Source organism: Marinobacter antarcticus (genome assembly GCF_900142385.1).
Taxonomy (GTDB): domain Bacteria; phylum Pseudomonadota; class Gammaproteobacteria; order Pseudomonadales; family Oleiphilaceae; genus Marinobacter; species Marinobacter antarcticus.
In genome coordinates, this window is sequence record NZ_FRAQ01000001.1 from 1,116,315 (window position 1) to 1,139,982 (window position 23,668).

Annotated in this window: 21 protein-coding genes and 1 other RNA gene; 9 read left to right on the forward strand and 13 right to left on the reverse strand. The window is 55.3% G+C overall.

Annotated features, from left to right (window positions below; genetic code table 11):
- Positions 1-39 precede the first annotated feature (39 nt).
- Positions 40-1,023 (reverse strand): calcium/sodium antiporter, encoded by a 984-nt coding sequence (locus BUA49_RS05240; RefSeq protein WP_175547549.1) that lies wholly within the window; start codon positions 1,021-1,023, stop codon positions 40-42.
- Positions 1,024-1,504: 481 nt separating this feature from the next.
- On the opposite strand from BUA49_RS05240, the gene mqo reads away from it, so the two are divergent.
- Both mqo and BUA49_RS05255 read left to right on the forward strand, forming a co-directional pair.
- Positions 1,505-2,986, forward strand: a complete 1,482-nt coding sequence (gene mqo / locus BUA49_RS05250; RefSeq protein ID WP_072796095.1) for a malate dehydrogenase (quinone) — start codon at positions 1,505-1,507, stop codon at positions 2,984-2,986.
- 217 nt (positions 2,987-3,203) lie between these two features.
- Positions 3,204-5,228 (forward strand): hypothetical protein, encoded by a 2,025-nt coding sequence (locus BUA49_RS05255; protein ID WP_072797684.1) that lies wholly within the window; start codon positions 3,204-3,206, stop codon positions 5,226-5,228.
- A 22-nt stretch (positions 5,229-5,250) separates the two neighbouring features.
- On the opposite strand, the gene BUA49_RS05260 is transcribed toward BUA49_RS05255, so the two are convergent.
- The 3 genes from BUA49_RS05260 to BUA49_RS05270 form a co-directional block, all read right to left on the reverse strand.
- Positions 5,251-6,138 carry a chemotaxis protein gene (locus tag BUA49_RS05260; RefSeq protein ID WP_072796096.1) on the reverse strand — a complete coding sequence of 296 codons (888 nt, stop codon included), beginning with the start codon at positions 6,136-6,138 and terminating at the stop codon, positions 5,251-5,253.
- Positions 6,139-6,280: 142 nt separating this feature from the next.
- The gene (locus BUA49_RS05265) at positions 6,281-7,861 is read right to left on the reverse strand and encodes a BCCT family transporter (RefSeq protein ID WP_072796097.1); all 1,581 of its coding nucleotides are present in this window, start codon (positions 7,859-7,861) and stop codon (positions 6,281-6,283) included.
- Positions 7,862-8,096: 235 nt separating this feature from the next.
- Entirely contained in the window at positions 8,097-8,753 is a 657-nt protein-coding gene (locus tag BUA49_RS05270; protein ID WP_072796098.1) for an SDR family NAD(P)-dependent oxidoreductase, read from the reverse strand.
- Between the two features lie 189 nt (positions 8,754-8,942).
- On the opposite strand from BUA49_RS05270, the gene BUA49_RS05275 reads away from it, so the two are divergent.
- Entirely contained in the window at positions 8,943-10,289 is a 1,347-nt protein-coding gene (locus BUA49_RS05275; RefSeq protein WP_072796099.1) for a S41 family peptidase, read from the forward strand.
- A gap of 86 nt (positions 10,290-10,375) precedes the next feature.
- Here the strand turns inward: BUA49_RS05275 and BUA49_RS05280 are convergent, their stop codons facing one another.
- From BUA49_RS05280 to BUA49_RS05285, 3 genes are all read right to left on the reverse strand, one after another.
- Positions 10,376-10,795: a hypothetical protein gene (locus BUA49_RS05280; RefSeq protein WP_072796100.1), complete on the reverse strand. Its 420-nt coding sequence runs from the start codon at positions 10,793-10,795 to the stop codon at positions 10,376-10,378.
- Positions 10,796-11,006: 211 nt separating this feature from the next.
- Positions 11,007-11,231, reverse strand: a complete 225-nt coding sequence (locus BUA49_RS17985; protein ID WP_228704409.1) for a hypothetical protein — start codon at positions 11,229-11,231, stop codon at positions 11,007-11,009.
- Complete coding sequence (locus BUA49_RS05285) at positions 11,228-12,211, reverse strand: MFS transporter (protein WP_228704410.1); 984 nt, start codon at positions 12,209-12,211, stop codon at positions 11,228-11,230. Before BUA49_RS05285 ends, BUA49_RS17985 begins: the two co-directional genes overlap by 4 nt.
- Before the next feature lie 326 nt (positions 12,212-12,537).
- On the opposite strand from BUA49_RS05285, the gene BUA49_RS05290 reads away from it, so the two are divergent.
- Positions 12,538-14,142: an ABC-F family ATPase gene (locus BUA49_RS05290; protein ID WP_072796101.1), complete on the forward strand. Its 1,605-nt coding sequence runs from the start codon at positions 12,538-12,540 to the stop codon at positions 14,140-14,142.
- Between the two features lie 117 nt (positions 14,143-14,259).
- Here the strand turns inward: BUA49_RS05290 and BUA49_RS05295 are convergent, their stop codons facing one another.
- The 4 genes from BUA49_RS05295 to smpB all read right to left on the reverse strand — a co-directional run bounded on the left by BUA49_RS05295 (position 14,260) and on the right by smpB (position 17,502).
- On the reverse strand, positions 14,260-14,700 hold the full coding sequence (locus BUA49_RS05295; protein WP_072796102.1) for a MaoC family dehydratase: 441 nt from the start codon (positions 14,698-14,700) through the stop codon (positions 14,260-14,262).
- A 315-nt stretch (positions 14,701-15,015) separates the two neighbouring features.
- Positions 15,016-15,378, reverse strand: a transfer-messenger RNA (tmRNA) gene (gene ssrA / locus BUA49_RS05300).
- Between the two features lie 89 nt (positions 15,379-15,467).
- The gene (locus BUA49_RS05305) at positions 15,468-16,886 is read right to left on the reverse strand and encodes a WS/DGAT/MGAT family O-acyltransferase (RefSeq protein WP_072796103.1); all 1,419 of its coding nucleotides are present in this window, start codon (positions 16,884-16,886) and stop codon (positions 15,468-15,470) included.
- 136 nt (positions 16,887-17,022) lie between these two features.
- Positions 17,023-17,502 carry an SsrA-binding protein SmpB gene (gene smpB / locus BUA49_RS05310; protein WP_072796104.1) on the reverse strand — a complete coding sequence of 160 codons (480 nt, stop codon included), beginning with the start codon at positions 17,500-17,502 and terminating at the stop codon, positions 17,023-17,025.
- Positions 17,503-17,681: 179 nt separating this feature from the next.
- Between smpB and BUA49_RS05315 the strand changes: the two genes are divergently transcribed.
- The 3 genes from BUA49_RS05315 (at position 17,682) to BUA49_RS05325 (ending at position 20,118) form a co-directional block, all read left to right on the forward strand.
- Complete coding sequence (locus BUA49_RS05315) at positions 17,682-19,307, forward strand: sodium-dependent transporter (RefSeq protein ID WP_072796105.1); 1,626 nt, start codon at positions 17,682-17,684, stop codon at positions 19,305-19,307.
- A 74-nt stretch (positions 19,308-19,381) separates the two neighbouring features.
- Positions 19,382-19,825, forward strand: a complete 444-nt coding sequence (locus tag BUA49_RS05320; protein ID WP_072796106.1) for a type II toxin-antitoxin system RatA family toxin — start codon at positions 19,382-19,384, stop codon at positions 19,823-19,825.
- Positions 19,825-20,118 (forward strand): RnfH family protein, encoded by a 294-nt coding sequence (locus BUA49_RS05325; protein WP_072796107.1) that lies wholly within the window; start codon positions 19,825-19,827, stop codon positions 20,116-20,118. The genes BUA49_RS05320 and BUA49_RS05325 overlap by 1 nt, the downstream gene beginning before the upstream one ends.
- On the opposite strand, the gene BUA49_RS05330 is transcribed toward BUA49_RS05325, so the two are convergent.
- Positions 20,112-20,438: an outer membrane protein assembly factor BamE gene (locus BUA49_RS05330; RefSeq protein WP_072796109.1), complete on the reverse strand. Its 327-nt coding sequence runs from the start codon at positions 20,436-20,438 to the stop codon at positions 20,112-20,114. The genes BUA49_RS05325 and BUA49_RS05330 overlap by 7 nt on opposite strands.
- A 122-nt stretch (positions 20,439-20,560) precedes the next feature.
- On the opposite strand from BUA49_RS05330, the gene fur reads away from it, so the two are divergent.
- Complete coding sequence (gene fur / locus BUA49_RS05335; protein WP_072796110.1) at positions 20,561-20,971, forward strand: ferric iron uptake transcriptional regulator; 411 nt, start codon at positions 20,561-20,563, stop codon at positions 20,969-20,971.
- Positions 20,972-21,069: 98 nt separating this feature from the next.
- On the opposite strand, the gene recN is transcribed toward fur, so the two are convergent.
- On the reverse strand, positions 21,070-22,749 hold the full coding sequence (gene recN, locus BUA49_RS05340; RefSeq protein ID WP_072796111.1) for a DNA repair protein RecN: 1,680 nt from the start codon (positions 22,747-22,749) through the stop codon (positions 21,070-21,072).
- Between the two features lie 246 nt (positions 22,750-22,995).
- Between recN and grpE the strand changes: the two genes are divergently transcribed.
- Positions 22,996-23,598, forward strand: coding sequence for a nucleotide exchange factor GrpE (gene grpE, locus BUA49_RS05345; protein WP_072796112.1), 603 nt, complete (start codon positions 22,996-22,998; stop codon positions 23,596-23,598).
- Positions 23,599-23,668: the final 70 nt, after the last annotated feature.

Here is a 23,668-nt window from a genome sequence, read left to right on the forward strand (position 1 = left end):
ATCGCGGGTCCGATTAAACATGGACCCGCTTACGGAGTTTCAGCTTGTGCTGGCGGCCACAACCGTGGAAAGCAGGTAACCGGTGTAAGCAACGTAAACCAGCAAAAGAAGGGAGCCGTCAAACCGGCTGATAACCTTGCGCCAGCCGGTCATGCCGAAGCCCATGACCAGCAGGCCAACGGTCAGTGCCAGCATCAGCGTCCAGTCCCGATACAGTACTTCCGGAGCTACCGACAGCGGTTCGATAACGGCAGCCAGGCCGACAACCGCCAGAGTATTGAAGATGCCGGATCCGAGAATATTTCCCAGAATCAGGTCGTGCTCGTTTTTTCTGACTGCAGCCAGCGCCGAGGCCAGTTCTGGCAGCGACGTACCAATCGCCACGATGGTCAGGCCAATCACCAGATCACTGACCCCAAGGCTCTGGGCTATGGTAACGGCGCCCCAGACCAGCAGGCGGGAACTGACCACGAGCAGGACAAGGCCAATAACCAGCCACATGATGGCCGTTTTCATCGGCATCAGCTCGTCACCCAGCTGAGCATCGGTCTCACCCGCCAGCGTATCGGCTTTGCCCCGCATGCCCTGAAAGATCGACCAGCCCATTACCGCAGCAAATACGCCCAGCAGCACCCAGCCATCGAGCCGTGAGAGCTCGCCATCAAGCAATTGAGCACCGGCAATCAGGGTCAGTACTATCAGCAGTGGAAGCTCTTTCCGCAGAACCTGGGAGTGGACTGCAATGGGTGCGATCACGGCAGTCAGGCCCACGATCAGCGCAATGTTGGTGATGTTAGAGCCATAACCGTTACCGAGGGCAAGCCCGGGATTGCCGTCGGCCGCTGCCATGGCCGAAACGGCCAGTTCAGGTGCCGAGGTACCGAACCCGATAATCACCATGCCGATGAGTAGCGTGGGCATGCCCAGATGTTTGGCGGTTGCCGCAGCCCCTTCAACGAACTTGTCTGCACTCCATACCAACAATACAAGGCCGGCGATGATTGCGCCTATAGCCATTCCCATAGATAAGCCTCAGTCAGGTAGCTTCTGCAAAAATCCGTGCGTGAAAACCCCGCTTACCCAAGGGTGTAAGCGCCAGGAAGGTGTGAAAGATACCGCATATGGGCGGTTGAGGTCAGCCCCTTTCGGATGAAGTGTTATGATCCCGGCTGGGCAGGAGCATGAGACTAAAGTTGCGGTGATATTGCTTGTCAAAGGAGAGAAAATGTCTCGAAAGCTTGCCGCATCGCGTGTCCGGATGATTACCTATAAACCGGCGCAAGCCACTGTTCGTAAGCAGTTATTCAGCCTCCAGGTCGCGCACAGACCCGCAACGATTAACAATCGCAATTTATTCTTTCCGTAAAACCCGGATAATTGCGCGCACATTCAGAACGGACGCACACGGCAGCGCCATTTACCTCGCGCCAGGGCTGCATCCGACAGACCACTCCGCTGATCGTGGAGGGGCTAAAGTTTCAATACTAGCTAGGGTGAGAAACCAATGGCCGTTAAACAGGCAGATGTAGTGCTGGTCGGTGGTGGTGTCATGAGCGCCACTCTTGGCGTGATGCTAATGCAGCTGGATCCGTCCATGAAAATCGTCATGTTGGAGCGTCTGGATCACGTTGCCCATGAAAGCACTGACGGATGGAACAACGCTGGAACCGGACACGCCGGATACTGTGAGCTGAACTACACGCCCCAGACCGAAGACGGGGATGTGGCTATCGAACGCGCGCTTCAGATTAATGCGCAATATGAGGTGTCTCTGCAGTTCTGGTCGCATTTGGTAGAGCAGGGCATGTTGCCCGAGCCTGCAAAATTCATTAATCGTACACCGCACCAGAGTTTTGTATGGGGTGAAAAGGACGTGGCTTTCCTCAAGCGTCGCTATGAGCGCCTGAGTGCCCACCACCTGTTCCGTGACATGGAATACACCGAGTCGCCAAGGGATCTGGAAGCGTGGATGCCGCTGGTCGTTCAGGGTCGGGATCCGATGCAGCGCGTTGCCGCGACCCGTATTCACCACGGTTCGGATGTGGATTTCGGCTCTCTGACCCGGAATATGGTCGAGTACCTGCAAAGCCAGCCCAACTTTGAGTTGATGCTGGGTTGCCCGGTGCATTACATAGACCAGCGCGACAATGGCCGCTGGAAGGTCCGGGTAAAAAATCAGCACACCGGCGAACTGACCAAGCTGGAAACCGACTTTGTTTTCCTGGGTGCTGGTGGAGGTGCGTTGCCGTTGCTGCAGAAATCCGGAATTGATGAGGCTCGTGGCTACGGTGGTTTCCCTGTTAGTGGGCAGTGGCTGGTGTGTCGCAAACCTGACGTTGTAGAGCAGCATCATGCCAAGGTGTATGGCAAGGCGCCCATCGGTGCGCCACCCATGTCGGTGCCACACCTGGATACCCGAATTATAAATGGCGAACCGGCTCTGTTGTTTGGCCCGTTTGCGGGCTTTACCACCCGTTTTCTCAAGCAGGGCTCCATCTTTGATCTTTTCGGCTCGGTGCGTACGTCCAATCTCAAACCGATGTTGTCGGTGAGTAAGAGCAACATGGATCTCACTCGCTATCTGATCGGTGAAGTATTCCAGTCGCACAGCGATCGTGTGGAAGCGTTGCGCAACTTTTTTCCGGAAGCGGAGGAAGGCAACTGGGAGCTGCGCAATGCCGGTCAGCGGGTTCAGATTATCAAGCAAGCTGAGGGCGGTGGTGGAAAGCTGGAGTTCGGTACCGAAATTGTGGCTTCAAAAGACGGTACTCTGGCGGCTCTGCTAGGGGCATCGCCGGGTGCCTCCACAGCTGCGAATGCGATGATCAGTGTGATCGAGCGTTGCTTCCCGGAGAGCATCAAAACGGATGAATGGCAGGCGCGCATGAAACAGATGGTGCCATCCTACGGCCAGTCTCTGGTGAACGATGAGGTGTTGCTGACGAAAGTCCGGGAAAGAACGCTTGCTACCCTGAAATTACGCTGACATTTGAGGTTCTCACCCATCCAGCAACTCGGAAATTCCGGAAGAGACCTAAAACCAACGGTGTTTCGAATACCTCTGGGGCCTGGTTTACTTCTTTGGTGAAAACCCTAATGTGATGCACGATCTACTGAAACATCAGGAAGGTCTGGATTTCTATGTATAATCGGGCGATGCATTCAAAACAATGGGGCCTGATGCAGGCTCTGAGGAACATCGTTTGAACGATCAGCAATCGGGCAATGCAGTTCCCGCTGTGAACCTGCACAAGTTGGCGCAAAGGCTGGATGATTCGATTCAGGCACTGGAAGAAAGCCAGTCCGTTGACAAGATCGGGAAACTCCCTCGCGTATTCGGTATTGTCCGCAGGATATTGATGCAGCCCGAAGGCTGTGCAGTGGTTGAAGCGCGTGCAGAGCGGCTTGAAAAGGCCGGCGTGTTTGCCGGCACGGACTGGGCGGAACCCGCCAACTTGCTGCCGGCATTAACCACTTTCGCACTGCAAAGCCAGAATGCAGACACGGTGATCGTTGAAGCGCTTAGCGAGCTTCGATTATTGGCGGTTGCCCGCGGAATATATTTACATCCCTCACTGTCTGCCGAGCAGGCTCACCATTACCTGACGCAGGTTCTTGCGATCAATCTTGGCCTGCTGTTCGGCATGACCGGTGAAGCTGAGCGTGAACAGGGCCAGTTGTCACTGGTCAGCCAGCACGTTGTGCAGCATGTGGCCCAGCATATTGGCTATGAACATGTAATCGACAGCCTGATTGAAGAAATCTGGCGCATTCTGCAGCAGCGGCCAATTCAGGTGGGTGATGCGCGCAAGATGATCACTCAGATCGCCATTTGCAGGGCTGAACCAGATGCCGATCTCGGCAGTGCAGGGCGCGGAGCGGACCGGCTGATCTCCAGTCTTTATGGCCCGACGCGAGGATGCAGTGAAGATCCGGGTACGGTGGTTTACCAGCAGCGAATGGAATCCATGGATTCCCAGACATTGCAGAATGAAGCCACCGGATTCGCCCGTTCCATGCACGATACTGGTTTGGTTTCTCCCTACCACGCATGCTTTATACGCTACATCATGGAAGACCACGACAATCTGCTCAGCGAAGCGTTAGGGCTCTCCAGCACAGGTCGCGACTGTTTGATGTGTTACCGGGAGCTGGTGCATACCCTGATCACCGAGGGTATTTTCCCGGAAACTGCTCAGGGTATTTATGGCCTGGCGCTCCTGCTGGAACGCGGCATTCTCTATCAGCCACCCGTTGCACCTGCGCTCTGGCGTCAGGCTCGGTTGAATCTGAGCCCGCAAGCGCGCGAGCGCCTGCAGCTTGCTTATGGCTACCAGCCTCAAGCGGGCGCCTGGCTGGTTCAGGGCATGCTGAATATGCTGGGGCAGCCGTTGGGCGTTGGGCAGGGAAACAACCCGACCTGCCAGTCCGCCCGGGCTCTTTCCATGTGGGCCTACAACGATCCGGACTATTTGTTGCAGATGGTCGCCTGGGCCGCCCGGGATAATGAAATTGTCATGCATTTTGAGGGACAGCCGGTTTCCTCGGCGCATAGCCCTGGTGGATTGGCTTCTGAAGTAACCCTTGATCTGGACCCGGTTTCACTGGTTGTGGTGCCGCACCTTGACCGGATATACGTCGAGATGGGCCGCATGTGCATCGGGCGCGAAGGCGATCCGCATAGATGGGTGAACCCGGAATTCCACGGCTGGTCTGCAGGGCGGGGTTTTGCCATCAATGTGGATGTGGCCACCGGTAACCTGGATGACCTGGAAGGTTTCATCCGGCATTTCTATGCCAGCTATCACCCATACTACAACGGCAATCAGCCTCTCATACATCCTCAGCCTGCCGGTGTTGCCATAACTGACAAGGCTGCACGCTTTATTGGCTGGCACGCCATAACGATTCTCCGGGCGGCCCTGGACCCGGAAGGCGAGATGCGTGTGTATTTCTACAACCCGAACAACGACAGCGGCCAGAGCTGGGGTGATGATGTGCACGTGAATACTCAGGGCTGCGGGGAAAGGTTCGGCGAGGCCTCTCTGCCGTTCGAGCAGTTTGCGTCCCGGCTGTACATATTCCATTTTGACCCGCTTGAGCATGGCGAGCCTGCGGATGTAGGTGAAGACGAGCTGCAAAGGGTAATTGAGCGGGTATACCGAAGCTGGGGGAAAAACCGCGTTCCCGCAAAAGAGCTACAAGCAGAGCCGCCGCAGGCAGAGTAGGCTGGCGGTGCCGGCCGGCCTGTTACTCAGGCTGGCTCGCGCCCCTTAGCATGGCATGCAACAGCTCGTCCGCATCAAACTTGGTAAGAGCCTCATTGGCGCCAACCTGGTTGGCATAGCTCAGGCTCATCTCACTGTTCAGGGATGTGTGCAGAATGATGTAAGGCTGCTTCAGCGCGCCGTTATCCCGTGCATCGAATGTCAGCTCGTAGCCGTCCAGCCCCGGCATCTCAATATCGCTTACCAGGATATCGACCGGCTGGCCGAGCTCGTTGTCTTTCAGAAGAATCTGCAGCGCTTCGTCACCGTTGGTGGTGACCTGATAAGAGATATCCTTTGCGTCCAGCACATCGCACAGTTGCTTGCGGGCGACACGGGAGTCGTCCACCAGCAGAATGTTCAGGGCTTTCAGGGTTTCGCTCTGTACGTCAGTGAGTGCGACATCACCGGCATCCAGCGAATCGGGGTATACATTCGCCAGTAACAGCTCAACGTCCAGAAGCTGAATGATGTCACCCTCCGCATCCAGCAGGCCGGTTATAAACGCTTTGTCTCCCAGCGCCGCCGGCGGTGCTTTTACCTTCTTCCAGTCGGTCTCTATGATTTTCTGCACGCCGCGCACCAGAAATCCGGTTTCCTGACGCTGCACATCGGTAATAATGATGGACGACGCCTTTAGCTCCTCCTGCGTTAAAGCCGGATAGCCAACGGCAGCCGCCATGTCAATCACCGGTACAGCGGAGCCTCGGAAGCTGGTCGTTCCAACGACAGCAGAGTGACTGTGGGGAAGCTTGGTAAGCGGTTTGAAGGGCAATATTTCGCGGATTTTCAGCGTGCCAATGCCGAACAGCCGGGTGCCGAACAAGCGGAAAAGAAGAAGTTTTTGGGATTGTTTAGTTTTGCTGGTCATAACCCGGTCCTTGCGAACTTACCCCTCCCGCGAAAGCAGGAGGCTTTCGGGGAGGGGGAGTCAAATGCGATACGGATTAAAGATAGCAAGCTTATGGGGCATTATCACTCGTTACCGTGGCAACTTTGGTAACGAATCGTGTTCAGCACTTTTGCGGTGCCACCTGTTCTGCTATCAGATTCTGCTCACGGGCCATTGCGTAGGCCGCTTTAGGTCCGAGCCACAGTGAAGGTAGCAGAACCAGTGAAACCGGAATCGCTGTGATCACAATAAACTGCTGAAGCACGCTTATCTGGCCAGCCCCCATATACAGAAGAACTGCGGCCATACCTGCCATTGCCAAGCCCCAGAACGCCCGCACAAAGGTATTCGGCTGATCGTGGCCAGAGCTTACAACCGCGATGGAATAGCTCATGGAATCACCGGTGGTTGCCACAAAAATGGTGGTCAGTACCAGAATGGCCAGGGCCATAAAGCCTCCGCCCGGCAGAGCTTGTGCAACGGTGAGGGTCGCCACATCAAAGCGGAAGTTGTTCAGTGCTTCTGCGAGATCGATCTCGCCGGTCATCTGGTAATAGATGCCTGAGCCACCCAGCAGGGTGAACCAGATTGTGGTGGCAATGGGGGCCATAACAGCAACCGCCAGAATCATGTCCCGGATGGTTCTGCCGCGCGAGATGCGTGCAACGAAAATAGCCATCAGCGGTGCATAGCCAATAAACCATGCAAAGAAGAAAACCGTCCACCACTGCATCCACCAGTCGGGAGCGGTTTCTGCCGTCATGGTCGCCATTTCCATGAATGAGGAAACATACTGCCCCATGCTCTGGAAGTAGGTGTTGGTGAGAAACAGTGTGGGGCCGAAGATGAAAATAATGCCCGCTACAGCCAGCGCCAGGAATACATTCAGACGGCTTAAAAACTGGATGCCACGATGGATACCGGAAATGGCAGAGGTCACATAAACGATGGCGAGGCCAACCAGAATGGCCATTTGCGTGACCAGACCGTCGTTCACGCCGAAGAGTTCACTCAGGCCGAAGCTCATCTGGGTAGCCAGAAAGCCAATCGGGCCAACTGTGCCGGCAACCACGGCAATTACGCAGCAGGCATCTACAACGCTGCCGAGCCAACCACTCATGACGCGCTCACCAAACACCGGATAAAGCAGCGTTCGCGGCTGTAATGGTTTGCCCTTCACATAGTGAGCGTGGGCCAGAACAATCGCTGCCAGCGTTCCCAGAACGGCCCATGCCAGAAAGCCCCAGTGCATGAACGATTGCGCCATGGCATTGGAAACCGCTGCAGCTGTGCCAGGCTCACTGGTGAAGGCTGGCGGAGTGACAACAAAGTGGTAGATCGGCTCGCCGGCAGCAAAGAACACACCGCCTCCAGCCAGCAACGTACACATAATGATCGAGAGCCAGCGGAACGTGCTCATCTCTGGCCGGTCCAGGTTGCCGATCTTGGCTTTGGCTGCAGGCGTGCATGCCAGGCCTATAGCGATAAAGAAAGTTGCCAGCAGCAACATCTGGAAGTAGGTGCCAAAAACTTTGGCGGTCCAGGCAAAGCCGTTGCCGATAAGGTCGGCCACCGCTTTGATATCAAAAAGTGAGAAACCGACGAACAAAACAATGAAACCAATGCTGAGTGTCAGTACCACAGGATCACCAAGCTGGGCGATGGAGTAATCCCCCCCGCGCTTGAGATTGTCATTCTTCATAAAAACTAACCTTTGTGTTTAATTACTTTCGCTTGCCTGTGTTGCCTGACAAAACCGTTCGGGGTGGTTCTTGCTGCTTTCTGCAGAGCCGATTTGCATTGAACAGCAAATGATATGCGCTTAGTGCGTTACTGAGCGGGCCGCGACCTTGCCACAAAGCTGGCTCTAATACCAACGTCGCGGGTCACCTTTTAGTACGATGGAGTTGTCCTGAGGATCACCAGCCGTCAGGCCCTCAGAGCTGACAGTCTGTTCCGTCCCAGGATTTAAAGCATCCGGTCTCGGATAACCTGAGCGCATCAATCTGCTTCCGTAGCCCCGGCACGGCTTCTTCGAGCGTCAGATCTGCCGAGTCACCCCCCATGTCGGTTGCAACCCAGCCCGGATGATAGATGCCCACTGCGATCCCTTCACTTTCAAGACTTACCGCCAGATTACGCCCCAGGTTTATGGCCGCCGCTTTGGAGGCACGGTAAATGAACCGGTTACCCGCTAATGAATTCTGTGATCCCATCTGGCTGGCAATGATGGCTATTTTCGGGGCTTCGCCTGCGTCCCGGCTGGCCCGCAGGTTGGGTAGCAGGGCCTGAACCACCAGAAAGACACCGGTTACATTGACGGCAAAAGACTGCGCCCAGAGTTCCGGCGCGTATCCTGTTTCCAGCTCATCGGACTTGTCCAGAGAAACGCCGGCATTGCAGACCAGGGTGGAGATTGGGCGTCCTTCGAGGCGTTGTGCGAATTGTTTGATGCTGGAGGGATCGGCAACATCAAGCGGCTCCATGCCGGGGGAGTTCCGGGCTGTCTGAATGACCTTTTTTCCTGCACTTTGCCACTCCCCGGCTAATGCGCTACCTATGCCACGGTTGGCACCCGTAATCAGTATCGACATCTGAGAATCTCCTTTGCCTCTGGGAATTTGACGGAAGCTGCCGGAACGGGAGTCCGCCGTTATCGTTATGTCGGTGCTTACTTACCTTTTAGCTCTTAACTGGCTATTCTGTATTCATAAGGATCCATACGATGCGAGGGTGCATAGCCCATGCCGCCAAGCGTCGCACAAACGAGCCTGGAGTTCTCTATGACGGCTGGTCAAAGGCGTAACCATTCTCTTTCTGCCCCTGTTTTCGCCAACCTGAAGGGTGTCTGGCGTTCGCAGGGTTATGGCAAAATACTGCTGATAGAGAGCGACCAGTACACCCTGTTTGAAGAAACCACCATTAGCTGCCGGAAGCTGTATACAGGCAGCATCGAGGAGCTCAGCCATTTTTACGAAGATCTGGTGGTATCCCCGGGTGGACAGGCGTTCAGTGCCCATCGTGTCAGCGGTGTGGCGCGCATCAGCTTTCGTCGCCTGAAAGCGTTGCCGGCCAGTGCCGCAGAAAGCCGGAGGCATGTGACAAAGGATCCGGAGCATAACTTCGAAATTTTTTGGCGAACCTTCCACGAGCAATATGCCTTGTTTGAACTGAAAGGCGTGGCTTGGGATAAGGCGTACCACACCTATCGCCCGCAAATTAACGCGCGCAGCTCACGAGAAACTCTGTTTGCAACCATGGCAGCCATGCTGCGGCCGCTTAAGGATGGTCACATTCGTTTGAATACACCCTGGGGCCATTACAGTGCCGGCGCTCAACCCGCACTTTACCAGCGGCTGACACAGGAACTTGAAAATGCCAACGATGACCGGGAACTCATAAGCTATTTGGGCGATCTGAATGGGTGGCTGCACGACGTCATTCACGAGGACTATCTCGCGAGCGGCATTAGCCACGGTGGTAACCGGCTGGTGGGGTGGGGGCGTCTTAATGATGCCATCGGGTACATGAATATCCGGGCCATGGCCGGCCAAAGCGGCAAGACCGGGGAACCGGCGGCCGATCTGAGTGCCGTTGACGGTTTAATGCAAAAGGTGCTGGCGGATGTTGGCGAGCTCCCCAATCTGGTAGTCGATCTCCGCAATAACGGCGGCGGGTATGATGGCGTCGCGCTGCGGTTTGCCGCCTATTTAATGGACCGAAAGCGACTGGCTTTCACCAAGTCGGCCCGTCATGGCAATGGGTTCACCGGCAAGCAGGCCATCCATGTCACCCCTGTCAGTCAGACCTACCGTGGCAACCTGTTTGTGCTGACCAGCGAGCTGACGGCCAGTGCTGCGGAAATCTTTGTGCTCTCATTACTTCAGCACCCCCGCCTCACCCTGATTGGCGAGCCTACCCAAGGCATCCTTTCCGACACTCTTGAGCGCCACCTGCCAAATGGCTGGCACCTCACTTTATCCAACGAAATATACCGGGCCTACGATGGCGAGGTATACGAAGATATCGGCATCCCGCCGCATATCCGGTTGAACTATCTTGGACGAAAGGGGCGCGAGGACGGCAAGGATCCGATGCTGGAGCGGGTGCTTAAGCTGGTTAGAGGGTGATGGGCGAACTTTTACCGACTTCATCGGAAGTGTAGAACGAAAAAAGGTCGCCCTAGGGCGACCTTTTTAATTTCACGGTTCCGCTATTAGGCAGAAGCGGTGGTTGTTGTCTTCTTGGCCGGAGTCTTACTTGCAGTCGGCTTTTTAGTGTTGACCTTGTGCTTGGTGGACTGCGCCACGCTGGTTACGTCATCAGCGGCGTCAGCTACAACTTCAGCGGCCTCATCGGCACCTTCAGCTGCTTCTTTCTCAAGCTTTGACACGATGTCGGCAGCAAAGCCACCCATACGCAGGTTCAGGCTGCGAAGCTGCTCGAACAGCGTTTCACTGTAGCCGTAGTAACGCGAGCGCAATGACTTGACACTGTATTCGCGAGCGCTGGATTCCAATTTCTCAGCGTACTCGAAAGGCTTGGCAGATAACTTCTTCTGTTGCTCTTCTGCGGCGTTGATGCCTTTCTCGACGATTTCCTGAATCTGTTGCTGATATGTTTTGAGTTTACCCATTTTGAATCTCCTGGTTGCTAGTGATCGCTTTGATTGAAGAAGGATTCACCAAGCGAATGTGTCGACGGGAATCCGTCTGACTTCAAACTATGGGCCTACAGTACGGTGAAAAATTAGAGTGTTCATACTAGAGTGCAAAAAAATTTGTTAAAACCGGGACAGATTTATTTAAGTGCGAAAATCGGGACGGATTTATTTAAGCAGCCATCGGTTACGGGTTTTCAGTCTCGTCCGCGACGGGTGCCAGGGGCTCTCCATCTTCGTCCAGGAGCTGGTAATTGTACGCCGCCTGGAGGCCGGTTTGGTCTTCAATCTGCTCCTGCTCCTCCTCGGGCTCATGGTCAATGTAGCGCGGGTACAGTGGCGACAACATTGCTACCAGGATGCCGATCGCGGAGAAGGTGGCAAACGCATTGGCGTAGCCGAATTCGCTCACCAGCATGCCGGCAACAGGCGGATGCCTGTCATTAGATAGAGCCCCGTCAGGCTCATATAGGCCAGGCCGAAGACCAGCGCGGAGAATGCCGCGAGCACCAGCTGTTCAGGGCTGGCAGCAAGCAGTGCCAAACTCGCGGACAGCATTACCAGCATCAGTGAATGCGTGATGGGTGGGTTGTTGCGATCGGCCAGGTCGGCCACCACGGCACCTCCGATGCCGGCGATGCCAACCGCCAGCCACAGCCACCCGGTTGCAGAGGGCGGCAGGCCACCGAGGGTGACCATTAAATCGGGTGCGAAGATCCAGTACGCAGAGGAAACGAAGCCCATCACGAATGCAAACAGCGAAAGCCTGAGCAGCCGCCACCACTGCAGGGCGCTGATCGGAGTTGGTGGCGCGGCGTTCGCGGGAATGACCCGAGACACCGAAGGAATAAAGTACCACGCGGCAACCATGCCAATCCCCGCCAGGATGGCGAAAGACACATACGCAGAACGCCAGGCACCAGACAGGAACAGAACCACCGGCACGGCAATGGCCACGCCGATACTGGTGCCCGCATTTATGACTGAGCTGACCCGGCCGTGCACCGCTCGGCTCACCATCGCCTGCATGGCGGCCGTGAGCGCCGGCATCATCAGTCCGGTGCAGATGCCGCATGCGAACACACCGGCGCCGAGCGACAGAGCTCCAGATGCCTGGCTGATCAGCGCCAGACCGACAACGCCAAAACCACCCGACAGGACGGCCGTGTTGCGGGCACCGAAACGATCGGCGGAGAGCGGGGCCACCAGCGTGGCCAGCAGGAAACTGATAAGCGGCAGCGCGCCGATGATACCGATTACGTCTGGCGTCAGACCCAACTCGGCCCGAATAGGGGGTACAAAAAGACCAAAGGCGAAGCGCGCGAGCCCGTAGCTGATCGCGATCAGCGCCGCACCAAAAAGTGCAAACCCTGTATTCGAGAGAGACTTCATGCCGCCTCCGCCAGTCAGGCATTGAGGATTCCCCGAAACCGGGACAGATTTATCTGCGCAATCTGAGCTCTATCTGTACCAGAAAGAGTGTTTAAAAATAAATCTGTCCCGGTTATTTATAGTCCAAGTGTAGTGGTGTGGGGAGTCCGGAAGTGCACCGGCCGGGCGCCCACCGCACCGGCAACCTTCGTGCAAATAATGCACAGCCAACTCGACATTGGAGGCCTAAGTCTCTATAGTCCGCCTCCATTTGTGTACGCCCTCTACGCCTCATATTGCGCTACTGGTTAACACCTTCTATTTTTTCTGCTTCCAGGAATACGTCTTTGATCTCCACCGCAAACATCACCATGCAGTTTGGCGCAGAGCCTTTGTTTGAAAATATTTCCGCCCAATTCGGTAACAATAATCGCTACGGTCTGATTGGTGCAAATGGCTGCGGTAAATCGACGTTTATGAAAATCCTGAGTGGGGACTTGGTGCCGACATCCGGCAACGTCTCGATTACCCCCGGACAGACCGTCGGCACCCTGAGCCAGGACCAGTTTGCCTTCGAAGACTACAGCGTGGTCGATGCCGTCATCATGGGTGATGCGGAGTTATGGAGGGTTAAGCAGGCCCGTGATCGCATTTATGCACAGCCCGAAATGACCGAAGAAGACGGTATGGTCGTGGCCGGGCTGGAGGTCGAATTCGCCGAAATGGACGGCTACACCGCCGAAAGCCGTGCTGGCGAACTACTGCTGGAAGCCGGCATCGAGGAAGCGTTCCATTTTGGCCTGATGAAGCAGGTGGCGCCCGGCTGGAAGCTTCGGGTATTACTGGCGCAGGCGCTCTACGCCAACCCGGACATCCTGCTGCTGGACGAGCCTACCAACAACCTGGATATCCACACCATCCATTGGCTGGCGACGATTCTGAACCAGCGCAACTGCACCATGATCATCATTTCTCACGATCGGCATTTCTTGAATTCCGTCTGCACCCACATGGCCGATATTGACTACGGCGAGCTGCGTATCTATCCCGGCAACTACGAGAGTTTCGTCGCAGCGTCGACACTCATCCGTGACCAGTTGCATACAGAGAACGCTAAGAAAAGCGCGGAAATTGACGATCTACAGCAATTCGTCAACCGCTTTTCAGCCAACGCCTCCAAGGCCAAACAGGCAAGCTCCCGCGCCAAGCGGATGGATAAGATCAAACTCGATGAAGTGAAATCGTCCAGTCGGGTCACGCCGTCCATCAGCATGAAGCAGCACAAAAAACTCCACCGCCAGGCCCTGATTCTGGATAAGTTGTCCCATGGTTTTGACAACCAGCCGCTGTTTTCCGACGGCGACCTGATTCTGGAAGCCGGTGCCAAACTGGCCGTTATTGGCGAAAACGGCGTCGGTAAAACTACCTTTTTACGCTGCCTGATGGAAGAAATCACAGCCAATTCCGGTGAGATTAAATGGGCTGAGAACGCCGTCGTCGCTTATTGCCCCCAGGACAGCACCGCCGACTTTGACTGTGATCTGAACCTGTTTGACTGGTTGGCCCAGTGGCGCACACCCAAACACGACGATTTGATGATCCGCGCAATGCTTGGCCGCCTGTTGTTCACCGCCGATGATGCCAACAAGAAAGCCAAGGTCTGCTCTGGTGGCGAAAAAAACCGGCTGCTATTCGGCAAATTAATGATGTCTGACGCCAATGTCTTGATCATGGATGAACCCACCAACCACTTGGACATGGAAGCCATTGAGGCGCTAAACCGTGCGTTGGAGAATTACGATGGCACCCTGATCTTCGTCAGCCATGACCGGGAATTTGTGTCATCACTGGCAACCCGCGTCATTGAAATCAAAGACCAGGAGTTGGTGGACTTCCAGGGCACCTATGGCGAATACCTGATCAGCCAGGACCAAAAACTGAAAGTGGCGTAACCGCCGCCGCCCTGGGCCATAACCTGTTGGCTCGGCGATGGCGCACACAATACAGAAAATAGATCTGTCCCGGTTTTATTCGTAGATGCAGTGGACGAATACAGCATCAGAAACCGATCAAGTCTGGCTCTTAGGCAATTGAACCACCGCCTCACCATCCAGCACTACCACATCCTTCACCAGACATTGGGTATGTAACTTAGCGCGGCGTTTTTCAGGTATTAGTTCTATTACTGTTGCTTTAGCGTAGACCGTATCGCCCACATGCACAGGTGCTTTGAAGAGCAGTGTCTGGCTAACATAAAGGCAACCGGGACCTGGCAGTTTTGTGCCAATGACTGTGGAGAGCAAGCTCGCAGTGAGCATGCCATGCACAATACACCCCGTGGATAGGGTGCTTTTTGCATATTCTTCATTTAAGTGCGTTGGGTTGGTATCACCGGAAACGCCAGAAAAAAGGCGCAAGTCTGTATCAGTAATGGTAAGGCTATGCATGGCTGACATGCCCAGCTGCAATTCTTCAAAGGTGTATCCGTTCAGTTCCTTTATATCTATCATGATCCCCTCACATTATAACCAGCATCCACATACATCGTCTGACCGGTGACTTGTTTAGCGTAGTCGGACACCAGAAACCCTGCACTGGAGCTATCGACCACGCGCGCCTGCAAATCCGCCTTCGGCGCGAAGGCGATTGAATGGAGCAGAACCCTTCCGAATCGCAGTATCTGTCAAAGGCATGGGGGGCATCAAGTCTTCGTTGTGAGGCATGTGCCCCTGGATTATATAAGACCTTCTAGGACGGAAGAATCGGCTTTAAGCATGATTTTAGGCATGAAAAAAGCCGCCCTTGGGCGGCTTTGGATCTTTGTTTGGTGGAGACGGCGGGAATTGAACCCGCGTCCGCCAGCACTATGCCTTGAGATCTACATGTTTATGTCCTTCTATTGATTTAACCTCGAGCGACCCGAAGGCCAGGGTGCAAGAGGCGAGTTCTTTAAATCTTAGCCGTTAGCCAGTGAACTCTGGATAACGGAGCATCCCGTAAGCGATGACGTCCTGAGATGTAGCTCTGGGCTACGGGCGACCCAGTCAGGACGACTAGCAGCTTACGCTGCTAGTGAGTAGTTTTCGTCGTTTGCGACTATTGCATTGCAGCTTTGGATTAACGAGATTCGCTGCCATCTCGACATGCACCCAAGGGTTCGCCACCAGCGTCGAAGCCATGTCGTCCCCTTACTCACAGTATATGGGGGTGCGTCGCCCGACTTCAAGGCTTCTTTGTTGCTGTTTTGCACAGGCAGGCTTTTATGTATCGCTGTTTCTCAGCCTGGCTGGCGCTTTATGCTCTTGTGTCTGCCTGCCAGAGCCGCGTGGCTAAGGGCTTCAAAGCTTTGTCGGAAATAATCCATCACGGCATTTGGGTCGGCGTGGATGGCTTTGTCGACGGTAATGCCGAACTGAACAGTGCCGGCGTAACTGAGAATGCTCATGCCGATGCCGATATTGCCGCTCTGGGGCACCCAGCACATGGGTTGGGTCAGCTTGCTGCCAGCCAGGTAAAGGGCGTCTTTCGGCCCCGGCACATTAGTCAGTACGGCAGACGCTTTGTTGCTGAGCAGGTCCAGTGCCCGGCGTTCAATGACATCGGGGCCGCGGCCGAATAAATCCAGAAGGCTGTAGGTGACCTGGGCCTGATAGGACCGTTTAAGCCGGTTCATGTTTTCCTGCACTTGCTGGAAGCACATGAGCGGGTCCAATACTTCCACCGGCAGGGTAACTAACACCAGACCGAACTTGTTGCCGAGGGTTTCTATGGGTTGATCAAGAGGCCGCAGGTTGAACGGAACGGCAACGCGTATTCCGCAATCGGGGATGGCCTCCTTGTGTGCTGCAAAATGCCGCTGCAAAGCCCCGGTGACTGTGCAGAGCAGTGCGTCGTTTATGGTGCCACCCAAAGCCTTGGCGCAGGCTTTTACTTCGTCCAGGTCCAGAGGGTCTGCCCAGGCCACCTGTTTGCGTCCAGAAAGTGGCTCTTTCAACCCGGTTTTGGGTTCAACGGGGGTCATGCCGAGCTTAATAATGTCCAGAGCCACGGCACTGGCCGTCGATGCCAGTTTGAGGGGGTAGTTAGGCTCTTCCCGGACGGATTGAATGAATAGCTTTGCCTGATGTGTGGCGATCTGTGCGTTGTCCACCGCGCGGTGGAGCAATCGCTGGATTGCGGATCTCTGGGGTGGTTTTGAATGACGTTTTGACGCAACTTTGCTTAGCTTGGGCTCTGGCGTTTTATCCGTCAGTGACAGCATGACCCGAACCAGTGAGATGCCATCGGCAATACAATGGTGAATACGAATCAACAGTGCGCTGCCGCCCTGATAATTGTCGATATAATGCATTTGCCAGAGCGGTTGCCGGAAATCCAGCGAGGTACTGTTCAGATCGCTGACCAGTTTCTGGAGCTCAGCTTTGTCGGCCTTGCCCGGAAGGGCAATTTGGTGGAAATGGTTGTCCAGGTCAAACAGCGGGTCATCCTGCCAGTAGGCGCGGTCTCCGGTGTCCACAGCCTTCTGCCGGAAGCGGTCGAAGCACAGGAAGCGTTCCTCAATCGTGCGCCTGAGGCGGTTCACGGAAACAGGGCGGTCCAGCATCCACACGCCACAGATCATCATTGAGTTTTGGGGCGTGTCCATTCGCAGCCAGGCGCGGTCGACGGCGGCCATTGGTATTTGAGTTGGTGACATAAACCCTCCCTGAGCGGTGCACCGGACAACAGCAGTATAGGCAGCATAAAAAACGGTGCATAGAGGACAAGTATGCGACACAAAGTGCTTGTCGCCCGTGACGCGGATCAGGAAAATCGACGGTTAAACCGAACGTTCAGGCGTTGGAGTCACGCAGAATACGCTGTTTCTGGCGATTCCAGTCGCGCTCTTTCTCGGTGGCGCGCTTGTCGAACAGCTTCTTGCCTTTTACCAGAGCGATTTCGCACTTCACTTTGTTCTTTTTCCAATACAGCGCCAGAGGCACGCAGGTTTGGCCGGCTTGACTCGTTTCCCCGATCAGCTTGGCCAGTTCTTTTGCGTGCAGCAGCAGCTTGCGGGTGCGGGTGGGGTCGGCAATAACGTGGGTGGAGGCTTCGGTCAGCGGCTGAAAGTGCCCGCCCAGCAGGAAGGCCTCACCGTCTTTCAGCAATACATAGGCGTCGGTTATCTGGGCTTTGCCAGCTCGCAGTGATTTCACTTCCCAGCCGAGCAGGACAAGCCCCGCCTCAAAGCGATCCTCTATGTGGTATTCGTGCTTCGCCTTCTTGTTCAGGGCGATGGTACTGCTTGGCGTACCGGGTTTCTTTTTGCTCATGAATCAGTTATCCGGGTTCGGACGAATGAACGGGCCGACCGGACACGGGTCGGCAAAAGGAGCATTGTAGCTCACGAGTGCCAGACCGGTCACGAAATGGCCTTTAAAGGCGCGGCCGGTTCGTGTGTATAGAAGGCCTTCGGCTACACTATCGGGCCAGACTCTTTTCAGAGGCAAAAATGCCTGCGCCATATCAGACACATATCGGGTCGTTTACCCGTAAATCAACCTTTTTCTGGGCCGCAGTGGGTGCAACTGTGGGTCTGGCTAACCTGTGGCAGTTTCCTTATCTGGCGAGCTTGCACGGTGGCGGTCTATTCATTCTGCTGTATCTCGGCTGTCTGCTACTGGTCACTCTGCCATTAATGGTTACCGAAGCTTCTATTGGCCGTTATGCCCGCCATGGCATTGTGCTGGCGATGGATGGCCTGATTCGCAGTGCTAAAAGTTCAAGAGTGTGGATGGCTGCAGGTCGGCTTAGCATACTGGCTGCTTTTCTGGTGCTGTCGTTTACTGCAGTTTTTGGGGCCATTGCGCTGGCCTATGTGTTTTTTGGTGCGATGGGCCGGTTTTCCGGTGCGGGTCAGGTGGAGGCCACCAGCCTACTCGCCGGGCTGGTTTCTGACCCCAGGGCGTATCGCGTGTTCATGGGCTGGCATGCCTTCTTTCTGATCATGGTGCTGTGGGTGTCGGGGCAGGGTGTGGCTGGAGGCCTTGAGCGCGCGTTCAGAATTGTGGTGCCAGGCACGCTGATACTCTTGCTCGCCTTGTTCGGGCTTGCCGCTTGGCATGGCCGTATTGACGGCGCCATCAGTCAGATTCTCGAGATGCATCCGCAGGATCTAACCTGGGCCAGTCTGCGCGCCGCTTTATTCCATGCGTTCTATACTCTGGGCTTGGGTATGGGGGTATGGGCGGTTCTGGGTGCTTACACCACACCGGACACACGCCTGAAGCGATCCATTCTGGCTGTTGTGTTGATGGATACGCTGGTCGCAATTATGGCCGGGCTGATGATTTTTTCCATGGCGACGGAAAGCGGCGTTTTTGATGGCGAGCGGGGGTTCAGCCTACTGTTTATCTCACTTCCCATTACACTTGCAGAGATTCCGGCAAGCCAGTTCGTTATCGCGACAGTTTTTCTTGTGGTGGTGATGGTTGTGTGGGCAACTGCACTGGCTTTACTGGAGCCGGTTGTTGGCTGGTTTCGTGAATGGACAGGTGCCCCCCGGGGGTTGTCTGTGGTTCTTTTGGGCCTGGCGGTTTGGCTCGCGGGGCTGGTCTCCCTGTTTTCGTTCAATGTGTGGGCGGAATACCGGTTTGGCGGCGCGACGGTTTTTCGCTGGCTGGAACTGACAAGCGGCGGCTTGATGATTCCCCTGGTGGCTATTCTCATCGCGCTTTTTACTGGCTGGTGTCTGACCCGCAACCTCTCAAAAACCATGCTCGGAGCAGCACCGAAGCTTTTTGGTACAATCTGGTTCTGGGTTATGCGCCTGGTGCTGCCTCTGGTTGTTGTCTACATCGGTATCCAATACACCGCAGCTTCACTGGTAAACCTCTGCGACAACGGCAGCAAGGCATTCTGGTGTGAGCCGGCACCTGGTATGGTCTTCCGGGATGAGAGTGGAGCCTCTCCTGAGGCGGCAGATGTTGGTGAGAGCGGCGCCGTCAGTGACGGGGCAGGCGAGGGGGGAGGAGAACTGTTACCGGCAGTACAGGCGCCTGCAAGTGAGCACAGCGAACAGAAATCGGCCCCTGAAAATGCCCCTAAAGACGACGATATCCTTTATCATAGCGTCTGATTGCAGCCGTGTTGGTTCTTCAGGCGTCTGCAATCATTTTTAAAGCGTGTTTGTAAGCAGGACAACCGGTTCCGATGCCCCATCAGATTGATAAAACAGCCCTGGTTATGCACTCTGCCGAGCGCATGTTTCACCTGGTTAATGACATTGCCCGTTATCCGGAGTTTCTACCCTGGTGTGCGGCCGCGGAGGTTCACCAGCAGGGCCCGGAGGAGATTATGGCTTCCCTGGAAATAGCCAAGGGCGGTGTGCGGCACACGCTTACTACCCGCAACCAGCTGCTGATGCCGGAAGCCATTGAAATGAGTCTCGTAGATGGGCCGTTCCGCAATCTCACGGGCCGCTGGCACTTCAAAGCCCTGGATGAGAATGCCTGTAAAGTGATCCTGACGTTGGAGTTTGAGTTCTCAGGCACGCTGTCGCGTATGACCTTCGGGCCAGTGTTCAACCAGGCTGCTACCACCATGGTAGATGCTTTCTGTCGTCGCGCGGATGATATCTATAAGGGAGGCGCCTGATGCCGCAGGTTGAAGTGGCCTACGCCCGGCCGGACAAACAGGAGATCGTTTCTGTTCAGGTGCCTGAAGGCGCAACCGCCGTTCAGGCGGTCAAGTTGTCAGGCATCACCGCAATTTTCCCGGAGATCGATGCAGATTCGATCGATATGGGGATATTTGGCAAGGTTATTAAAAATCCCGCTGAGCATGAGCTGCGCGAAGGGGATCGGGTAGAGTTGTATCGCCCACTCCAGATTGACCCGAAACAGGCGCGCCTGAACCGGGCCAAAAAGAAGTCCGGGCCGGATCAGTAGGCCGGCGTTTCTTCCAGAAGCTGAGCTTCGTAATGTGAGTAACGGTCGCCGTCGTAATACACGATGATGCGTTGTTCTTCGATATCGCCGCCGCGGCGCTGGAACGTGTACACATAATATTCGCGCGAACGGTCAACCGGGTTCAGCATCAAAGGGCTGCCCAGTAGCGCCTGAACCTGGCTGCGCGGCATTCCTTCGTTGAGTTTGGTCAGCTCTTCATCGGTAACAATGTTGCCTTGCTGGACGTTGATTTTGTAAACGCCCGGGAAAGCACAACCGGACAGAACCAGAGTGAGAATGAGAGCTGTAAGCTTTTGCATCGCCGGAGGAAATCCTCTATCTTGAAATCGCCTGCCAAGGGCAGGTGTGGCACGGGTTAACCGTTAAATGGCGGCTTCATCATACCGGAAGCCGTGAGGCACACCAAAGAGTGAATGGTAACATGGCATCTGAAAACGCCGAACTACGAAAAGTCGGTCTCAAAGTAACTCTGCCAAGAGTGAAGATCTTCAATATCCTGGAAAACGCCAAGGATCACCATCTCAGTGCTGAGGATGTGTACAAGCGACTCCTGGATCAGGGTGATGACGTGGGGCTGGCCACCGTATACCGGGTGTTAACCCAGTTTGAAACGGCGGGTCTGGTGTTGCGTCACAACTTTGAAGGCGGCCACGCGGTATTCGAGATGGCGAGCGAAGATCACCACGACCACATGGTCTGCACCCAGACAGGGCAGGTGATTGAGTTTGTTGACGACGTGATTGAGGAGCGTCAGCAGAAAATAGCGAAAGAGCACGGCTACGAAATTGTCGAGCACAGCCTGATTCTCTACGTTAAGCCCATTAAGTCGTAAATTCGCAGTGTTAATGGCCGAATAAAAAGGGGGCAGGCTGTGAAGCCTGCCCCAACAGCTCTCAGGGTAGAGAGGGGGAAGTGGTAATCGCCATTACGTCAGTGATGGGTTGCCTGTCCTTTGGAAAACATTTCTGTCGCGTGGGCGATGGTGTGGTCGGTCATATCCACCCCGCCGAGCATTCTTGCAACTTCACTGATCCGCCCCTGGTCGTCCAGAGATTCGATTTTTGAGAAAGTCGCGTCCTGCTGGGTGAACTTGCTGACAAACAGGTGTTGATGACACTGAGCCGCAACCTGTGGCAGGTGGGTCACGCAGATAACCTGGCCATTGTCGCCCAGCGAGCGCAGCAACTTGCCAACCACCTCAGCCGTGCCGCCCCCAATACCCACATCGACTTCGTCAAAGATAAGGGTTGGGGTTGTCGATGTCTGTGCAACCACCACCTGAATCGCCAGACTGATTCGTGACAGTTCGCCACCGGAAGCGACCTTGGCTAGTGGTCTTGCAGGCTGCCCGGGGTTGGCACTGACCAGAAATTCTATTTCTTCCAGGCCGTGGGGCGCTGGCTCATCCTGGCCGTTGCGGTTCAGTTGCGTAACAAACTGCACGGCCGGCATGCTCAGTTGAGCGAGTTCGCCCGCAATGCGCTGATCCAGTGCCACGGCTGCTTTGGCCCGGGCTTCTGAAAGCTTGTCCGCCAGCTCGTCGAAGCCTTTGCGCTGGATTTCAAGCTCCGCTTCGAGTTTCTCCAGGCTGCCCTCTCCGCCATCAAGTTCTGCCAATTCCGCGCTTAGCCGTTGATGAAATTCGGGCAGCTCCTCCGGATTGATGCGATGTTTGCGCGCCATCTGGTATATAGCGCTGAGCCTGTCTTCAACTTCGGTCAGTCGTGCTGGGTCTGCCTCGTAGTCATCCACAAAATGGCGAAGATTATCGCCAGCTTCGCTGATCTGAATCTGGGCTTCGTTCAGCATCTGTATGGTGTCGGCCAGCGCGGGGATCGCAACCGGAAGTTGCTCCAGTTGCTGCAATGCCTGCCGCACCAGGCCCGCTGCACTGGTTTCATCTTCGGTACACAGCAGAGCTGCCTGATGGCTGCTGTGCAGAATCGCATCGGCCTGGCTCAGTTGCGCCTGATCCTGCTCCAGTTGCTCCTGTTCGCCGCTTTCCAGGGCCAGGCGATCAAGCTCTTCAACCTGGTAGCGCAGTAGTTGTAGCCTGGCTTCAGACTCTTCTGCATTCTGCTGGCGCTCGGCCAGCTTCGCGCGAATCTGGTTCCAGGCTTTCCATGCCTCGCAGGTCAGGCCGGCGAGGTCTTCTGCGCCCGCGAATTCATCGATCAGTTTGCGGTGTGTTTCTTTGCGCAGGAGTGACTGATGCTGGTGCTGGCTGTGAATATCCATCAGCAGCCCACCCAGATCTTTCAGGTGGGCAAGGGGGCAGGGCTGGCCGTTAATGTAGGCCCGTGAGCGCCCGTCTTTGCTGATTACCCGGCGCAGGATGCAGTCGCTGTCGTCATCCAGTTCGTGGCTTTCCAGCCATTGCAGGGCCTCGGGGATGCCCGAGACATCAAATGTGGCGGTGATATCTGCGCGCTTCGCGCCAAAACGTACAGCTCCTGCGTCAGCGCGACCGCCCATCGCAAGCCCGAGGGCATCCAACACAATGGATTTGCCCGCACCTGTCTCGCCAGTGAGGGCTGTCATGCCTTTGCTGAATTGCAGTTCTACCCTTTCGGCAATCGCGTAATTGGAAACTGTGAGCTGTGTGAGCATGCAGATAACCTCCGCCTTTCAAAATATACTGTTCGTGCATACAGTCACTGTGAATATATACAGGTAATTTCAGGTTTGCAAACACCGCGACGGGATTTTCTTCAGGAATGCAGGCTGTGGTGGTTGAAACCTGAGCTCTGAACCCCATATTCGTTCGCAATAGCATTCTTTCGGCTCTGTGGGGCTGGAGCCTATGTTCAATTGGTCGCGTTTAAGCCGGCCACCGAAGATCTGGCAGGAGTAGTCATGAGCAACGACGTAAAGCGCAATGAACAAGTAGATGAATTGAAAGAGGCCGCTGAGGCATCTGGTGAAGAAGTGCAGGGAGGTGAGCCGCAGGCCGAGCAAGGTGAGGTTTCCGAACTTGACGCTTTAAAATCCCAGGTTCAGGAGTTTCAGGAGCAGATGCTGCGGTCCCAGGCGGAGATGCAGAACGTGCGTCGCAGGGCCGAGATAGACGTTGAAAAGGCGCACAAGTTTGCGTTGGAAAAGTTCGTTAAAGAGTTGCTACCGGTGGCAGACAGTCTTGAGAAGGCGGTTGAGAGCACGGAAGGCCAGGGGAATGCTGGCGAGCTGGTAGCGTCTATCCGTCAGGGTGTCGAAATGACGCTGAGTCTGTTCGTTTCCAGCCTGAAAAAGTTCAACGTTGAACCTTTGAATCCCGTAGGTGAGCCATTCGATCCCCAGCAACACGAAGCCATGTCCATGGTGCCTGCGCCAGATGCTGAGCCAAACAGCGTGGTGGCGGTGGTACAGAAAGGTTACTTGTTGAATGGCCGCGTTGTGCGCCCGGCAATGGTCGTGGTGGCTAAGGCACAAGATGCACCAAAAATTGATGAGCAGGCTTGAAAAACCGACTTAAGCGCCAATATAGCCTGTAAACCGCAACAGCCGGAGTAGATGTTTCCGGACAACTATT

What these genes read in the sequence shown, in the direction of transcription:
- BUA49_RS05240 (WP_175547549.1), bottom strand. Translation starts at nt 1,023, where the DNA reads ATGGGAATGGCTATAGGCGCAATCATCGCCGGCCTTGTATTGTTGGTA.
- mqo (WP_072796095.1), top strand. Translation starts at nt 1,505, where the DNA reads ATGGCCGTTAAACAGGCAGATGTAGTGCTGGTCGGTGGTGGTGTCATG.
- BUA49_RS05260 (WP_072796096.1), bottom strand. Translation starts at nt 6,138, where the DNA reads ATGACCAGCAAAACTAAACAATCCCAAAAACTTCTTCTTTTCCGCTTG.
- BUA49_RS05265 (WP_072796097.1), bottom strand. Translation starts at nt 7,861, where the DNA reads ATGAAGAATGACAATCTCAAGCGCGGGGGGGATTACTCCATCGCCCAG.
- BUA49_RS05270 (WP_072796098.1), bottom strand. Translation starts at nt 8,753, where the DNA reads ATGTCGATACTGATTACGGGTGCCAACCGTGGCATAGGTAGCGCATTA.
- BUA49_RS05275 (WP_072796099.1), top strand. Translation starts at nt 8,943, where the DNA reads ATGACGGCTGGTCAAAGGCGTAACCATTCTCTTTCTGCCCCTGTTTTC.
- BUA49_RS05280 (WP_072796100.1), bottom strand. Translation starts at nt 10,795, where the DNA reads ATGGGTAAACTCAAAACATATCAGCAACAGATTCAGGAAATCGTCGAG.
- BUA49_RS05285 (WP_228704410.1), bottom strand. Translation starts at nt 12,211, where the DNA reads ATGAAGTCTCTCTCGAATACAGGGTTTGCACTTTTTGGTGCGGCGCTG.
- BUA49_RS05295 (WP_072796102.1), bottom strand. Translation starts at nt 14,700, where the DNA reads ATGATAGATATAAAGGAACTGAACGGATACACCTTTGAAGAATTGCAG.
- BUA49_RS05305 (WP_072796103.1), bottom strand. Translation starts at nt 16,886, where the DNA reads ATGTCACCAACTCAAATACCAATGGCCGCCGTCGACCGCGCCTGGCTG.
- smpB (WP_072796104.1), bottom strand. Translation starts at nt 17,502, where the DNA reads ATGAGCAAAAAGAAACCCGGTACGCCAAGCAGTACCATCGCCCTGAAC.
- BUA49_RS05315 (WP_072796105.1), top strand. Translation starts at nt 17,682, where the DNA reads ATGCCTGCGCCATATCAGACACATATCGGGTCGTTTACCCGTAAATCA.
- BUA49_RS05320 (WP_072796106.1), top strand. Translation starts at nt 19,382, where the DNA reads ATGCCCCATCAGATTGATAAAACAGCCCTGGTTATGCACTCTGCCGAG.
- BUA49_RS05325 (WP_072796107.1), top strand. Translation starts at nt 19,825, where the DNA reads ATGCCGCAGGTTGAAGTGGCCTACGCCCGGCCGGACAAACAGGAGATC.
- BUA49_RS05330 (WP_072796109.1), bottom strand. Translation starts at nt 20,438, where the DNA reads ATGCAAAAGCTTACAGCTCTCATTCTCACTCTGGTTCTGTCCGGTTGT.
- fur (WP_072796110.1), top strand. Translation starts at nt 20,561, where the DNA reads ATGGCATCTGAAAACGCCGAACTACGAAAAGTCGGTCTCAAAGTAACT.
- recN (WP_072796111.1), bottom strand. Translation starts at nt 22,749, where the DNA reads ATGCTCACACAGCTCACAGTTTCCAATTACGCGATTGCCGAAAGGGTA.
- grpE (WP_072796112.1), top strand. Translation starts at nt 22,996, where the DNA reads ATGAGCAACGACGTAAAGCGCAATGAACAAGTAGATGAATTGAAAGAG.